Annotated in this window: 11 protein-coding genes; 1 reads left to right on the top strand and 10 read right to left on the bottom strand. The window is 41.6% G+C overall.

The window, feature by feature from the left end; all coding sequences use genetic code 11:
* Positions 1-25: 25 nt before the first annotated feature.
* The 6 genes from rd to AABK37_RS16695 form a co-directional block, all read right to left on the bottom strand.
* A complete protein-coding gene (gene rd, locus AABK37_RS16720) occupies positions 26-739 on the bottom strand; it encodes a rubredoxin (RefSeq protein ID WP_432552683.1) in 714 nt (237 codons plus the stop codon).
* A gap of 381 nt (positions 740-1,120) precedes the next feature.
* On the bottom strand, positions 1,121-2,215 hold the full coding sequence (locus tag AABK37_RS16715; RefSeq protein WP_432552682.1) for an alkene reductase: 1,095 nt from the start codon (positions 2,213-2,215) through the stop codon (positions 1,121-1,123).
* 124 nt (positions 2,216-2,339) lie between these two features.
* A complete protein-coding gene (locus AABK37_RS16710) occupies positions 2,340-2,981 on the bottom strand; it encodes a PEP-CTERM sorting domain-containing protein (RefSeq protein ID WP_432552681.1) in 642 nt (213 codons plus the stop codon).
* A 174-nt stretch (positions 2,982-3,155) separates the two neighbouring features.
* Positions 3,156-3,638, bottom strand: coding sequence for a hypothetical protein (locus AABK37_RS16705; protein ID WP_432552680.1), 483 nt, complete (start codon positions 3,636-3,638; stop codon positions 3,156-3,158).
* Positions 3,639-3,772: 134 nt separating this feature from the next.
* On the bottom strand, positions 3,773-6,127 hold the full coding sequence (locus AABK37_RS16700) for a response regulator (protein ID WP_432552679.1): 2,355 nt from the start codon (positions 6,125-6,127) through the stop codon (positions 3,773-3,775).
* An 8-nt stretch (positions 6,128-6,135) separates the two neighbouring features.
* Entirely contained in the window at positions 6,136-11,433 is a 5,298-nt protein-coding gene (locus AABK37_RS16695; RefSeq protein ID WP_432552678.1) for an AAA family ATPase, read from the bottom strand.
* A gap of 45 nt (positions 11,434-11,478) precedes the next feature.
* Between AABK37_RS16695 and AABK37_RS16690 the strand changes: the two genes are divergently transcribed.
* Positions 11,479-11,682 carry a hypothetical protein gene (locus AABK37_RS16690; protein WP_432552677.1) on the top strand — a complete coding sequence of 68 codons (204 nt, stop codon included), beginning with the start codon at positions 11,479-11,481 and terminating at the stop codon, positions 11,680-11,682.
* Here the strand turns inward: AABK37_RS16690 and hemJ are convergent.
* The 4 genes from hemJ to psbQ form a co-directional block, all read right to left on the bottom strand.
* Positions 11,656-12,240, bottom strand: coding sequence for a protoporphyrinogen oxidase HemJ (gene hemJ / locus AABK37_RS16685; protein WP_432552676.1), 585 nt, complete (start codon positions 12,238-12,240; stop codon positions 11,656-11,658). The genes AABK37_RS16690 and hemJ overlap by 27 nt on opposite strands.
* Before the next feature lie 105 nt (positions 12,241-12,345).
* Positions 12,346-13,203 (bottom strand): alpha/beta fold hydrolase, encoded by an 858-nt coding sequence (locus AABK37_RS16680; RefSeq protein ID WP_432552675.1) that lies wholly within the window; start codon positions 13,201-13,203, stop codon positions 12,346-12,348.
* Positions 13,204-13,255: 52 nt separating this feature from the next.
* The gene (locus AABK37_RS16675; RefSeq protein ID WP_432552697.1) at positions 13,256-14,359 is read right to left on the bottom strand and encodes an NAD(P)/FAD-dependent oxidoreductase; all 1,104 of its coding nucleotides are present in this window, start codon (positions 14,357-14,359) and stop codon (positions 13,256-13,258) included.
* Between the two features lie 228 nt (positions 14,360-14,587).
* Positions 14,588-15,052, bottom strand: coding sequence for a photosystem II protein PsbQ (gene psbQ / locus AABK37_RS16670; protein WP_432552674.1), 465 nt, complete (start codon positions 15,050-15,052; stop codon positions 14,588-14,590).
* Between the last annotated feature and the right edge of the window lie 24 nt (positions 15,053-15,076).

Below are 15,076 nucleotides of genomic sequence, written 5' to 3'. Positions count from 1 at the left end.
ATAAAATACCTAATTTATTGCTATATCAAGCAGCAATTTTCTCCTCAAGCGGTGTAAAACTTTTTTTGCTAGCACCGCATATGGGACAATGCCAATCATCGGGAATTTCTTCAAAAGGTGTACCCGGTGCAATTCCTGAATCGGGATCGCCAGCAATCGGATCGTAAATCATGCTGCATACTTTGCAAATCCATTTGCGAGTTTTTGCATCGTCACCTGCTGCTTTGGGTGCTGCCTTTCCTCCATTCAATACTTCTAAAGCTTCTGCGTAGCGATCGGCGTGGTAATTTTCTACGAATTTCAGCAAGCCAAAACGATGCGCGGCTTCGCGAAATATATTAGCATGATCGGCTGATTCTTTAGCTTGTTTGAGAAATTCTTCTGTAGCCGGATTGTCTCTATCTTTTTGAGCTGCTGCGGCAAATTCTGGATACATTGTACTGTATTCATAGGTTTCACCTTCAACTGCCAAAGATAAACAGCGAGACATAATTTCTCGCTTTTGTTCTTCAGTTAAAGCTGTTGGATCTTCTACAACTAGTTCTGGATGTAGCAAAACAAAATGTGCGAAAGCGTGTTGTGTTTCTTGTTCTGCTGTTTCTCTAAAAAGTTTCGCTAAGTCTGCAAACCCTAGTTTACGTGCCACGTCAGCAAAAAACAAATATTTGCGATTCGCCATCGATTCACCACCAAAGGCAGCTTCTAAGTTTTGGTGAGTGGTAAAGTTTGACAGATCCATAATTTTGTCACCTTTGAAGGTAATGTTTATAGCGAGTCGCTGTTGGATGAATTACAGATTCCTAGTAAGTGTAAACTGGAGAATCTATGTAGTTTATTCAAACATAGAGCCGCTATAGTTGATGGGAACAGTCTTGAAAACGGCTATACGGGACTTACGTAAAGTAATGAGACGAACCGCACCAGGCGCGGAGGACGCAGAGAAAGAAGGATGAGAGAGGATTTTTGCGTAAGTCTCGATATGTTAAGAAATATTTGGGAAAGTATTTCTTATATTTCAGTCGTGCGTTTTGTTAGCTGTTCTGTGAATAATTATAAGGCGGAAAAGATTTTGCGGTTTGTCAGTTATAATGCTTGACTATTTGGAGAAGTTGTGATTTATTTAAGTATTTTGAAGTTCTAGGAATGGGTAATCAGTGTAGCCTTTGGCATCTGGGGCGTAAAATGTTTTTGGATCTGGTGTGTTTAATTGGGCGTTTAGTTGAAAGCGTTTTGGTAAGTCAGGATTGGCGAGAAATAATTTGCCAAAAGATACTAAATCTGCATCGCCACTAGCTAAGATACGATCGCCTTTTAAGTTATCGTAGTCGCCGTTGGTGATTAATGTACCTTGATATATTTGGCGATAGTAAGGTGTGACGGGGTTCATGATGTCGCGGGTTTTCAAATCGACTTCATTCGGTTCCATGAGGTGAAGGTAAGCGAGTTTGAAGGAGTTTAGCGCATTTATCGCATAAGTAAATGTCTCTTTTGAGTTGGAATCATGCATTCCGTAGAAGGTGTTACTCGGTGAAAGCTTGATGCCGACACGGTTTGCACCCCAGACGCTGACGACGGCTTCAACTACTTCTAACATAAATCGGCATCGCTTCTCGATTGACCCGCCATACTCATCTGTGCGTTGATTGGAACCATCTTGCAAAAATTCATCTATCAAATAACCAAAAGCACCGTGGAGTTCCACTCCATCAAAGCCAGCAGCTTTTGCGTTTTCTGCACCGAGGCGAAATTGTGCGACTATTTCCGGTATTTCATCGGTTTCTAAAGCGCGGGGTGTTTCTAAAGATACTTTGCCAGCAGGGGTGTGAAGTTCGCCAACACCAGCGATCGCACTTGGCGCAACTGGCAATTGTCCATCAAGTAAACTGGGGTGCGAAACTCGCCCACAATGCCAAAGTTGCAAGAATATTCGTCCCCCTTTTTCATGCACTGCATCTGTTACCAACCGCCATCCGGCAACTTGTTCGTCTGTGTAGATACCCGGACAGTTCATGTATCCCAGGCTGAGGGGTGAAACCATCGTACATTCGGTGACAATTAACCCCGCACTTACCCGTTGGGTGTAGTAAGTTGCCATTAAGGAATTGGGGATGCTTTCAATTGCCCGCAAACGTGTCATTGGTGCCATTACCATCCGGTTGGGGAGGGTGTAGTCACCAAGTTGGATGGGTGTGAAAAGTAGGGTTAGTGAATTCATGATGTTTGCTGGTTAAATATCAATTAGAGGAATGAGCGCAAAAACTCTGTCACTCCTCTTATTCCTCTGTGTTCTCTGCGTTCTCTGCGGTTCGTTTCTTAGTCCTAAAAGCGTAAGTCTGAAATTACTGTTTTTCCCACTGCTGACGCCGCAAGAAAGCGAGTGCGATCGCTGCTACGCCAAACAGCGCCATACTAGTTGTCGGTTCGGGAATTTTCTGAGAAACTTGGAAGGAACCTTTTAAGAAAGTTTTACCTCTTAACGGACCAGTTGGATCTGCATTTAATGGTTCGCTTTCTGTAAAGTTTAGTGTGCCGATCGCACCCTGAAATCTTCCCGTTCCACCTGTGATATTTACGACACCAGTACCGTCTAAGGTTCCATTTGGAATGTTAAATGAAGCGATCGCGGTACTGTTACCAAATAGTTTATCATTGCCGCTACCGGAAAACTCTTCACCACCAATGGGAAAGCCTTGTAAACCAAACTGTGTCGCGTCTTGAACAAATACGAGATTACCTGTAGCCGGATCAACTCGACTATAATTATTTATGCTTTGAAAGTTAGTTAGACCATAAGGCGCATTGGCATTATAGCCGTAAATAAACGCTTGTGATACATTTGTTGAAGGAATCGGTATCAGCGTAACTTCAATGTCGTAAAATGTGTCAAATGGATAAATCTGGGCGTTGGCTTTTGCAGTGATTCCCATACTGACTAAAGTGACTGGAACTAGCCAGAAACTGTGTTTAGAAGCACGAAGCATGTTAGTTAGACATTGCATTATTTAGAAGCCTCTTGTATGAAAAGATAAGTAAAATACTCTGGCTTGTACGAGTGCTATCTAAGAGTTTTGAAGGCTTTAGCCTTCACTACATTTAGGAACGTTTATTTATGTACTACTTAGATAACTTTCTTTATTCATAGTACCAGATATTTTTTAGACATTATTTGATAAAAAAGGAATATTTTCTGTTAGAGAATCTTTGACAATTATTTTTTGTTCTTTTGCCCAAAATTGACTCAAAAAGTGAATTTGTCTCAAGCCGACAATTAAATTTAAACCTGGTATAAACAGCCACCAAACTACAAGCGGTTCTTTCATTTGCGCTTGGCTGTATAGTTGGTTTACGGTTTTATATAACTTAAATTGAACTATGTAAATCCAAACAATACCTAAGAGCGAAAACCAACCAAACCAACCGGGGACATCTGGATCGAATATCCGCAATGCTTGGGGAACTGCTATTCCCAATAAAAAAGGGGCTAAAGATAGCGTACCTGACCAACCAAAGCCGTTATAATGGCGGAGTTCTTCTTGAATAATCCACTTGTACCAACCGTAATATAGCATACCGCTGATAACAGATAAGAAAAGTACTTGCGATAAGGGACGGGGTTTACCTAAAGGTTTATCTGACATATTTTGTGAAAATTGACTATTTTCAGAACCCTGACTTCTTGTTTTTGACGATTCCTCCTCGGATTACTATATACCATGTCCGCACCGTCGTAGAGACGTTCCATTGGAACGTCTCTACAGTATCTGTGGTTTAATTACTGTTTGATAAGATATGAATTGGTGTTTCTCTGCATTAATGTGGCGATCGCCTGAACTAATTCACCAACTTCAACCGGTTTAGCTAAATGTTGGTGAAAGCCTGCCTCTTTTGCTTGCTGTCGATCTAATTCTCCCGCATATGCGGTAAGCGCGATCGCTTTTATGTCTTTGGCTTGTTGACTAGTCAGCCTGCGTAGTTGCCGCATCAGCATATATCCATCCATACCGGGCATCCCCACATCACTGACGACAATATCAAAAATTGAGCGCTCAACTACTTGCAATGCATCAAATCCTGATGCTGCGGTTGTGACGATCGCCTTTTCTTGTTTTAAGACAAAGTTAAGAAACTCCCGCGAGTCCGCATCGTCATCGACTACTAAAATTTTAATCCCGTTTAAATCAACTTTGAATTCTGGTGATATCTTTGCAGACGGCATCTCATCATATGTTTGCAATAAAGGAATTTGGACTGTAAATGTAGCCCCCTGTCCGACACCTGGACTATCTGCACTCAACGTCCCTCCGTGCAGTTCGACGATTTGACGAGCGATCGCCAGTCCCAATCCCAATCCGCCAAATTTGCGCGTCGTTGCACTATCTTCTTGGCGGAAATATTCAAACACGTAAGGCAGAAAGCTACTATTAATTCCTTTTCCGGAATCTTTTACTTGAATTTGTGCATATTTTCCGACTTTTGTCAAGCTCACTTGAATAATTCCACCTGATTCTGTGAACTTGATCGCGTTGGATAATAAATTCCATATTACTTGCTGCAAACGCGCTTCATCGCCTTTGACTGCGCCAATAAAAGGGGTAATTGCCGTTTCTATTTGCACTTCTTTGGCTTGAGCGGATAATTGCACGGTTTCCAGGGCAGATGATATAACAGTTCCCAAATTGACGGGCATTACAGTTAAGCTGAGTTTGCCGCGTAGAATTCGGGAAATGTCAAGCAAATCGTTAATTAGTTGAGTCTGTAACTTAGCGTTGCGCTCAATCGTTTCTAAAGCGCGTTCTGTGGTTATTGGGTCAAATTTTTTACTGCGTAAAAGTGTTGTCCAACCAAGAATCGGATTGAGTGGGGTACGCAATTCATGAGATAAAACGGCAAGAAACTCATCTTTGATGCGGTTCGCAGTTTCCGCTTGTTCTTGTGCTGCAAGCGATCGCTTGAGCAATTCTTCTCGTTCAACTTCGGCTTCTTTGCGCTGGGTAATATCCATTGACATGCCTACCATTCGCAAAGGATTTCCTACCGAGTCGTAAATACAGCGACCTCGCACCAATACCCAGTGGATAGTGTTATCTGCCCAGATGTTGCGATACTCGACATCGTAATCTGTATGATTGGCGATCGCCTCTTCGATAGCTTTTTGTACCCAAAGGCGATCGTCAGGATGAATGCGACTCATCAATATTTGATGGGAAAAATCAGCGTCCACCGGCAAACCAAAATTAATTTTGCATTGGTCAGAAGTAGACAAAACATTTGTTTGTAAATTCAATTCCCAAGAACCGAGTTTAGCTGTTTTCAGCGCTAACCTCAGTTGTTGTTCGCTTTGTTGCAAAGCTGCTTGGGCTTGTTTGCGATCGGTGATATCGCGAGAAGATGCATGAAACTCGACAATTTTCTGAGTTTGAGGATGGCGAATTGCTTGCAACTTTACTTCTAACCAGATGTAGTGTCCAGCTTGATGACGCGCTCGATGAGTCAGGGTGTAGACATCGGGTAAATTTGCAGTGTCTGTAGGCATAACCGCAAGATCGTCCGGATGAACTAATTGATCGCTACGACGACCAATTAGTTCTTCCGGTCTATATCCGAGTACAGTGTAAGAAGCTGGCGAAATGTAGAGAATAATTTGATCGATGGAGTGATGCGAAATAATATCAGTCGAGTTCTCAGCCAGCAGTCGAAACCGCGCTTCACTTTCTTGCAGAGCGATTTCGGTTTGGCGTTGTTTTTTTCGGATGCGTGCTTCTTTAATCTCCCGCTCGATTGCCGGAACTAAGCGTACCATCCGCTCTTTCAAGACAAAATCAGCAGCTCCAGCTTTTAAAGCAGTGACGGCAGTTTCTTCGGTGATTGAGCCGGAAACAATAATAAAAGGAATATCTAATTTTTTCTCTTTCAGCAAGGACAAGGCTTTGGGAGCGCCAAATCCAGGAATAACATAATCACAAATAATTACATCCCAAGGTTGGCGATCTAAAGCAGCACTCATATCGGCAGATGTTTCTACCTGCAAATAAATTACGTCGTAGTCATTCTGCTCCAATATATGCAGCAGCACCAGCATGTCATCTTCTGAATCTTCGACAATCAGGACATGTAGTGGTTTGCCCATACCTTTGTTTATCCTTCTAAGGTAAAATAAAAAGTTGCTCCTTCCCCAACCTTGCCCTCTGCCCAGATTCGCCCACCATGACGGTGGATAATTCGGGCAACTGTGGCTAAACCAATGCCATTTCCTTCAAATTCTTTGGCAGAATGCAGCCGTTGAAAAGGTTGAAATAGATTGTCTGAGTCATTCATATCGAAACCGACACCGTTATCGCGAATGAAAAAGACATTATTATCAAGTTTTCCAAAAGCAACTTGCGTATATTCACGGTTGCGCGTGTATTTCCAGGCATTGCCCAGCAAGTTTTCCAGTGCTGCCCGCAATAAATTAGCATCGGCAGAAGTGGTTAAATCTGGGGTAATTTGGAACTTTGCTTGTCTTGGTTGGTCTTTTTCTAGGTCTTGGGCGATCGCCTGTACCATTGTACTCAAGTTTACCTGAGTGCGATGCAATTGAGAGCGGCTGATTTGCGATAATCGCAACAAATCCTCAATCAATTGCCGCATGTGTTGCGTTGAGTTTTGAATGCGATTTAGGTAATTTTGACGAGTTGCAGTTAAGGAATCGTTAAGAGATTCTGTGAGCATTTGGGTGAAATAGTCAATTCGTCGCAGAGGCGATCGCAAGTCATGAGAAACTGAAGAAGAAAAACTTTCCAGTTCTTTGTTAATTAAGGTGAGTTGTGCTGTTGTTTGCTCCAAACGAGTATTTTTCTGTTGTAATTCTAAAGTACGTTCTGCTACAGTTGCTTCTAATGTTTGAGTATACTGTTCTAATTGGCTATTGGCAGCTGCTAATTCCGCATTTGTTTGAGCTAGATTTTCATAGAGTTGGGAATTTTCTAAGGAAACGGCAATTTGAGCAGACAGCAATTTTAAGATTTCTAAACGTTCAACGGTAAAGGCTCCCGTGGTTATATAATTTTCTAAATAAAGTAAATTTTTCAGTTGTCCTTGATGGATAATCGGAGTACACAGAACAGACTTCGGCTGATATTCTCTAATATATGGATCGTTAATAAAAATTCCTTCGTGAGTTGCATGATTGAGAACAATACTTTCTTTGGTGCGAACCACATAATTAAGAATTGCTAAAGGAAGTTGTGTTTGATTTGAAGGTGAGATAATTGAATTTTGGTCAATTGTGCCGACAGCGACAATGGTAAATTCACCGGCTTTTTCGGCAATCAAAAATCCTCGTTGTGCGGCAGCATTTTCGATGACGATCGCAATTAATCGATTTAATAAATTCTTAATTCTTAGTTCGCTAGCGATCGCTTGAGAAGCTTTGACTACGGTGGATAAGTCTAACCAGGCAGCAGTAGTTGATGATGTGGTAGAAGTGCTTGCACGAGTATATTGTGGCAACAAGTCCGGGTAACGAGTTAATAAATTCTCTGCTAATGGTTGCGAACCCCAACTGATATAACCTAAATAGGCATCATTCAAATACGCTGCGGCAATTTTCGGTTTGTTAATTCCTAAATAAAACTTTGCGGCTAATTCGTTCGCTAAAGCTTCATCTTGAGGAAATTCGTGATTTTTTGCCGATTGAATGCTGGCATCGTAGGCATTCATTGCAATCAGCGTTTGTCCTGTGACTCTGGCAATTTCTGCTTCGACTAACTCATATTTATGCTGAAAATTCATCGGTGCGTAATCTGCTTTTTGTTTTAAAATCGCTTGGTTTGCTTGTACTTGTGGAAGTACTTCGCGATCGTCATCGCATTGCAGTAAAGTCAGCGAATCGTAGAAAATGTACTCATACATTATCATCATCCCGACAACAGCTTGTGAATGCGCTGCGGTTGATTTTGCGTGGATTGATGCTTGTTCGTAATCACCAAATCGATACGCTAACATCAATTTGAACAGATAAAAGCAGCACAGTAGCGTTTGCCAATTTCCTGCTGCCACACTTGGTAGCATTGTCGCTTCGTTGAAACTCTCACCTGTCAATACCAGCACATCGTCAGCCAAACCGATGAAATTTAAAACGACTTGTCGGGCAATGCGGATGTAGTAAATGCCTAATTCTTGTTTAGCGCGATCGACAAGTTCGACGTAAGGCAGCGCTTTTTGATTGATAATTTCTAAGTTCTCCCCACTAAAGAAGTAGTGCATCACGTACTCGCTCGTACCATAACCGACAAACTCCAGATTGCCTACTTCCATCGCTCGATCTACAGAGACTTGTAAAAATTTCAATGTCGATCGCAAAGAGTTTTTAATGAAGTGAACGTGAGAACCATACACTTTTAACACATGCGGATAAAGCGTTTTATCGTTGAATTGCTCTAACACCTTTAAAGATAACTGTCCAAATTCATATCCGGTATCGATGTTGTCAAATATTGCCGCGCTCATAAACCCAAACAGACAGTAAGCAAACGATGATGGTATCCAGTTGCCATACTCAACGGAAAGCTGAGTCATAGTTAACATCATCGGTATAAATAATTGCGGTCTGGCAATGTAAACAGGACCCGGCATGGTGTTGAGTATTTCTATTGCTGCTTGTTTGTTAGCATCGCTCATCACAGGTAGATTAGCTAGTGCTGCCACATCATTTGGTTGAAACACAAGTTTCTGTTGAAGTTGGGCAATGTAACTTTCAATTTCTGCGTCAACAGTAGGAATGCGGACATCTAATAGCAATAAAGCTTTTAATGCGGTTTCGATTGAGGCAGCCGAATTGCCTTGAGCAATTTCCAGTTTAATTTGTAGTTTGTAGATACGGATGCGGTCTAAAAGTGTTTTCGTATGGGGCAATGCGGAATTTATCAGAGATTGCGATCGCCCAAAATTAGCGTTAATACACTCAACATCAATCGCACCCTCATACAGTGATAATGTTAAATCATACTGCTGTTCCCAGCAGTCATTTGCTAAAAGCTCTAATCCCAAATTAAAATAACGGGCAGACGGTTCGTAAGCGATCGCTGATGAAGCTTTTTGACCGGCGATTAAATTCAGTGCTGCTAACTGATTTATTTGTTCATCGCTAATTAAATCTTTGCCGTCATTTAAGTGATTAACTAACTCAAAAATGTTTTCTTTTTGTTCTGATGGTGATTGACTTTGTAAAAGTCTTTGACCGATTTTTAGATGAGTTGCTTTACGTTCTACTTCGGGAATCAGCGCTTCTGCGGCTTGTTGAACTCGGTCGTGCAAAAATTGATAGTTAATAATATGCTCATCGAGAGCGATCGCGGCAGTTTCTTCCCCAACAAACAAGGGAATTTTGTAAGCATTATTTAAAGGTATAATTAATCCGGCTTGCATCGCTGACCAAATTTCTTGAGCCGTCTGGGATACGGTTTTTTGCGATATAATCGCAAGCGTTTCTAAATCAAAGCGATAACCAATACAAGCAGCAAACTTTAGGAGTGTTTGTGTAGTTTTTGGTAATTTTTCAATTTTCTTAACCATTAACTCAATCACATTATCTGTCACCCCCACAGTTTTAATTTGAGTTAAATTCCACGTCCACCGAGCGGTTGCAAAATCAAATTTAATTAGATTCCTTTGCGCCAGAGATTGCAATAATTGAGTTAAAAAGAAGGGATTACCGTCTGTTTTGTTGTAGAGTAATGTTGCTAACTTGGTTGAGGTTTCTGTTTCTTGTAAGGTATCCGCGACTAATTGTTTAACGCTCTCAAGTGATAGCGGTTTGAGGACAATTTGATTGACTGTTGCCCCTGTCTCTTGCAATTGGGTTATTGTTTGAATTAGAGGATGTGCCGCACTCACTTCATTATCGCGATACGCACCTAATAGCAATAAATAGCCGATATTGGCATCGTTGATTAAGGCTTGAATGAACTTTAAAGACGCAGAATCTGCCCATTGCAAATCATCTAAAAATAATACCAAGGGATGTTCTTTTTGGGCAAAGACGTTAATAAAAGCTTGAAAGACGCGATTAAATCTCGCTTGAGTTTCTGTGGCTCCTAGTGTTGGTACAGGTGGTTGCGATCCAATTAGTAATTCGACTTCCGGAATTACTTCAATTATCACTTGAGCGTTTGTTCCTAAAGCTGACCGCAGTTTCGTTTTCCAGACTTCGAGACTGGCAGCACTTTCAGCTAACAATTGCTGCATCAACATCCGAAATGCTTGAATCAATGAAGCGTAGGGAATATCTCGTTGAAATTGGTCGAATTTACCGACAATAAAATAACCCCGCTGTTGCAGAATTGGTTTGTAAATTTCGTTTACTAAAGAAGATTTACCAATGCCAGAATAGCCACTGACAAGTAACAGTTCAATTTTGGATTTTAGATTTTGGATTTTGGATTGTTTATTTTGAGATAAATTTGAAGGCTGGTTTTCTTCGTATGTGTTATCTGTATTCTCAACTTTTGCTATGCGAGTAAACGCTTGCATCAGTGTGACAACTTCTGCTTCGCGTCCATACAGCTTTTGGGGAATAAGTAAATGTCCGGAAGTATCATGTTGAGCGATCGCAAATTCTTTAATTTCCCCGATTGTAGTTAACTGTGTTAAAGCTGTTTCTAAATCCTTTTTGACTCCAAAAGCACTTTGATAGCGGTCTTCCGCGTTTTTTGCCAGCAACTTCATGATAATATTTGAAATCACAACCGGAATATCTTGCCGCACTTGATGCGGTAGAATCGGTTGTTTGGCAATGTGAGCGTGAATTAGTTCTAAGGGGTCGTCAGATTGAAACGGCAAACGCAGCGTCAGCAACTCGTAAAATGTTACTCCTAAAGCGTACAAATCGCTGCGGTAATCAATTGCTCGATTCATCCGTCCGGTTTGCTCTGGAGAAAGATAGTTTAAGCTACCTTCTAGTAAACTAGGTGGACTCAAAAGCGGATTTTCTTTAGAAAGACGCGAAGCGATACTAAAGTCAATAATTTTAACTTGGCGATGCGAATTAATCAGAATATTTTTTGGTTTAATATCTTTATGAATAATTTGATGTTGATGAATTTCACCTAATATAGATGCAATTTGAATCGCAATTTCTAGCCAATCAGTTAAAGTGATTTTCAAAGGCACAAATGTCTTGATATCGCTGCCAAAATCTTCTAAAATGAGTGCGAATCGTTTTTGATATTGTTCTAATTTATAAGGTTTAATTACACCTTCTAGCGGCAAATTATTGAGGATTTCATATTCAAGCTTGAGTCGAGCGGTTTCTTCGACGGTTGGAAACTCAGCTTTGAGTGTTTTAATCACGACTGTTTTTTGATCGCACTCGCGAATGCTTCGATAAACAAAAGTGCGATCGCCATTGTGAAGAATTGTGCCGACAGTATAACCAGGAAGCGCAGACATCATATTCTGGTTTTTATAGATTGGTTAGTTGTTAGTGGATAGTGGATAGTGGGCATTGGGCATGGGGCATGGGGCATAGGGCATAGGGCATGGAAAAAATCTCTCATTGCCCATTACCCATTGCCCATTAAACAATTGCCCATTACCCATTACCCATTCCCCATTACCAATTACCCATTCTCAATTCCCAATGCCCCATGCCCCATGCCCACTATCCACTATCCACTAACTCTGCTGTTGTGGAACTTGTGAAATTCCCGCCAATTCCTTTTCTTTATCTTGTCTGCGCTTTTTGGCGTAAAGTTGAATAGTAGCTACCATTGCAATAATCATTGCCACAATTACCCAAACAGTAATATCTGTCGGTAGACTATCTTTAAATATAGCCAGTAATACAATCACGACTAACATCAAGCTGGGTGCTTCATTCAAAGCGCGTAACTGTTTGCTACTCCAGCGACACTCATCAACTGCTAACTGCTTCATTAGCCTTTTGCAATAATGATGATAGCCGAGTAAAAGAGCCACAAATCCTAGTTTGACATGCAACCAAGTTTGTTTTAAAACTTCTGGTTCAGTAGTTAATAAACCGATTGCCATTGCTACGGTTAACAACATTCCTGGAGTAGTGATGATGCTGTAAAGCCGTTTTTCCATTATCTGATACTGATTTTTCAGTATCGTGCGTGCTGGTTCTGGTTCTTCGTTGGCTTCGACGTGATAGATAAAAAGACGTACTAGATAAAATAATCCAGCAAACCAGACTACAATGCCGATAATGTGAAACGCTTTAAACCATGAATAAGCCATGAATTTTATTCTCCATTTAGCTTGACAAATCACTGAAAAAAAATACGTAGTCAGCGATGAGAGCGCTTATTTTGAGCACTAAAGTGCTCACTACGAGACTTTCTTCTATTCTGACTTATCATCTGTACGCCGTACAAAAGGCAAAAGGTCTTCTAAAATCGTCTCATGATAATGTTCTTGCGGATAATGCCCAACGTTATTAAGTTTTATTAATTCGGCATTCGCTACAGAATCGGCAAACTTTTGCGCCATATCCACAGACAGCCAAGGGTCAATCATTCCCCATTGAATTAAAATTGGTTTTTGCCATTCTTTAAAGCCAGATTCGATTTCGGTCATGGCTGGCTGAAGTTGTAAATTGCGGATAGTTGATAAAAGTCCTCGTCCAGAAGAGGAACTTTTCAAATATGGCTTTCGATAAACATCTAAATCTTTCTCTTCGATGACGTAACGACAACCACCTTCTAAAGTTCTATCAACTAATAAAGGGTCTTGGGTCATCATTTCACCTGCTAAAGGTAAACCCATTTGTTGAATTTTCCAAGGTAATTTGGCAGCGCTGGTAATTGGGGTATTGATGATAGCTATGTTGGCAATTTGTTCTGGATGTCGCAAAGCATATTGTAAGCCTACAGAACCTAAAAATCCTTGGACAACTAAAGAAAAACGTTGTAGTTCTAAAGCTTGGATAAATTCTGATAAAGCTGTGATAAATGCATCTGGGGTGTAAGCAAAGTCTCTTTTTTCAGGTTTGGATGAAAAACCATAGCCAATCCAATCTGGTGCGATCGCTCTTGTACCCTGTTTCGCTAAAGCTGGTAAAATGTTACGCCAACTGTAACTTTGTGACGGTAAGCCGTGTAGCAATAATACAGGCAATAAGTCTGTTTGACCAATCGGTTCAGCTTCGCGGTAAAACCATTCAAGGGAATTTACGGTTATTTTATGTTCTTGTATTGACATGAGAAAAAGTCTCACGCAAAGGCGCGAAGACGCAAAGTAGTTTTTATTAAGATTAGGGATCGTTGGAAATAATCATCTCACGAATTGCGTGTGCTGTTGCGGGTGCTAATAAAACGCCGTTGCGATAGTGTCCGGTGGCGAGGAGAATGTTATTAAAGCCTGGTAGTTTGCCTATGATTGGTGCGGGTCGTTTTTCGGGACGGGGACGCAATCCCGACCAGGTGCGGTTAATTGTGGCTGATGTTAATTCGGGACAAAAGGCGATCGCACCAGTTAAAACTTGCTTCAATAGTTCTTCGTCAGGTGGTATTTCATGGGTATCATTGGGAAATTCTACCGTTGCGCCTATCCAATAATCGCCGTTACGTACAGGGACAATGTGAATATCATCGCCTGTAATTACTGGTTGAAAGTCGCGATCGCCTAAAGGATGTTTTAAGCTTACTTGCAAAGCTTGTCCCAACACAGGGCGAATATCAATCATTTGGTTTAATTGTGCTGTCAAAAGTGACGAACCCAATCCAGCGGCAATTACAAACCAATCAGCGGTAATTTTACCTTCTGTCGTCTCAAGTTGATTGCATGAATTCGCGGCGGTTCGCGCGGAAGTTGAAGTTCCGTTGACAGTAACGCCAAATTTAAAAGTAACGCCGTTGCGTTGAGATGCATCAACTAAAGCTAAAGTTAAAGCTGTTGGGTCAAGTTGGCGGTCTTGGGGAGAATAAACAGCACCAGTAATATTATCGTTATTTACCTGCGGACAGACTAACTTTAATTTTGCCACGTCCCAAACTTCTAATTTCCAGTTTTGAGAAGAGCGAATTTCCGCTAGCTTTTGCCAAGCGGCTTTATTATCTTCTTGCAAACAAAGACTGAGAATTCCTTGACGATTAAAAGGGATTTTGCGATTTGTGATCGCTTCTAGTTCCGGAATTAAAGTTTCATAACGTTGAATACTAGAAGAGCGCATTCGCCAAGCATTACCCTTAATTTTATGGCTAATCGCACCCATCAAAACGCCTAATGCTGCCCCTGTCGAGGCTTGGGCGGGTGGTTGTTTGTCGATGACAGTGATTTTGAGGTCTTGAACTTGACTGAGTTCATAGGCGATCGCCGCCCCAACAATACCACAACCGATAATGACTGCATGACTCATTGCTTTTTGGGGAGATGGGGAGTGGGGAGTGGGGAGTGGGGAGTGAGGAGTGGGGGGGATGGGGGGATGGGGAGAGGGGGGGATGGGGGGATGGGGAGACAAGGAAGACAAGGGAGACAAAAAGACAAACTCCCCTGCAAAGTGCCCCCTGCAAAGTGCCCCCTGCACTCCTGCACTCCCCCACTTTCCCACTCCTCCACTCCTGCACTCCCCCACTCCTCCTTAAGCCTAACTTTCTTGTGGCTTGTTGCTTTGCGGTAACAATTGTAAGAAATTGTCAATGTCAGCAAAAGCGGCTTTATTGTTGCTTAAAGCTAGTTGAGAGTTGCGATCGGCTGCGGCTCGATCTATTTTTAGCAGGTGGTTAAATAAATCTCGCGTTATCTGACGTGCTTGGGGTTGGTCTTTAGGTAGCAGGTTGGAAGTAATGTAACTCATGTTCAGCTTCGCGGATGTCATCGGACCGTGGATAAAATTACCCACATCGATCCAATCATTTCTTCGGATCAGCTTTTGCAGTTCAGCTGAGCGATCGCGTACAGAAAGAATATCAGGAACATATTCCTGAATTTTCTCTAACTGAGCCGTAGTATAGGTTGGAGGTGCAGTAGCGACAGTCGGACCGCCACAACTAATCAGGAATGTTGCCAAAATTACCAGAATCAATGACAATATCGAGCGTTGACGCGCCATATACTCAATTTTTTGGTGTGTCTA

It is taken from the genome of Tolypothrix sp. VBCCA 56010 (assembly GCF_050875635.1).
Taxonomy (GTDB): domain Bacteria; phylum Cyanobacteriota; class Cyanobacteriia; order Cyanobacteriales; family Nostocaceae; genus Hassallia.
Note: the sequence above shows the minus strand (reverse complement) of the source record. Positions and strands in the feature narration are given on the sequence as shown.

What these genes read in the sequence shown, in the direction of transcription:
- rd (WP_432552683.1), bottom strand. Translation starts at nt 739, where the DNA reads ATGGATCTGTCAAACTTTACCACTCACCAAAACTTAGAAGCTGCCTTT.
- AABK37_RS16700 (WP_432552679.1), bottom strand. Translation starts at nt 6,127, where the DNA reads ATGGGCAAACCACTACATGTCCTGATTGTCGAAGATTCAGAAGATGAC.
- AABK37_RS16710 (WP_432552681.1), bottom strand. Translation starts at nt 2,981, where the DNA reads ATGCTTCGTGCTTCTAAACACAGTTTCTGGCTAGTTCCAGTCACTTTA.
- AABK37_RS16705 (WP_432552680.1), bottom strand. Translation starts at nt 3,638, where the DNA reads ATGTCAGATAAACCTTTAGGTAAACCCCGTCCCTTATCGCAAGTACTT.
- AABK37_RS16695 (WP_432552678.1), bottom strand. Translation starts at nt 11,433, where the DNA reads ATGATGTCTGCGCTTCCTGGTTATACTGTCGGCACAATTCTTCACAAT.
- AABK37_RS16680 (WP_432552675.1), bottom strand. Translation starts at nt 13,203, where the DNA reads ATGTCAATACAAGAACATAAAATAACCGTAAATTCCCTTGAATGGTTT.
- psbQ (WP_432552674.1), bottom strand. Translation starts at nt 15,052, where the DNA reads ATGGCGCGTCAACGCTCGATATTGTCATTGATTCTGGTAATTTTGGCA.
- hemJ (WP_432552676.1), bottom strand. Translation starts at nt 12,240, where the DNA reads ATGGCTTATTCATGGTTTAAAGCGTTTCACATTATCGGCATTGTAGTC.
- AABK37_RS16675 (WP_432552697.1), bottom strand. Translation starts at nt 14,359, where the DNA reads ATGAGTCATGCAGTCATTATCGGTTGTGGTATTGTTGGGGCGGCGATC.
- AABK37_RS16715 (WP_432552682.1), bottom strand. Translation starts at nt 2,215, where the DNA reads ATGAATTCACTAACCCTACTTTTCACACCCATCCAACTTGGTGACTAC.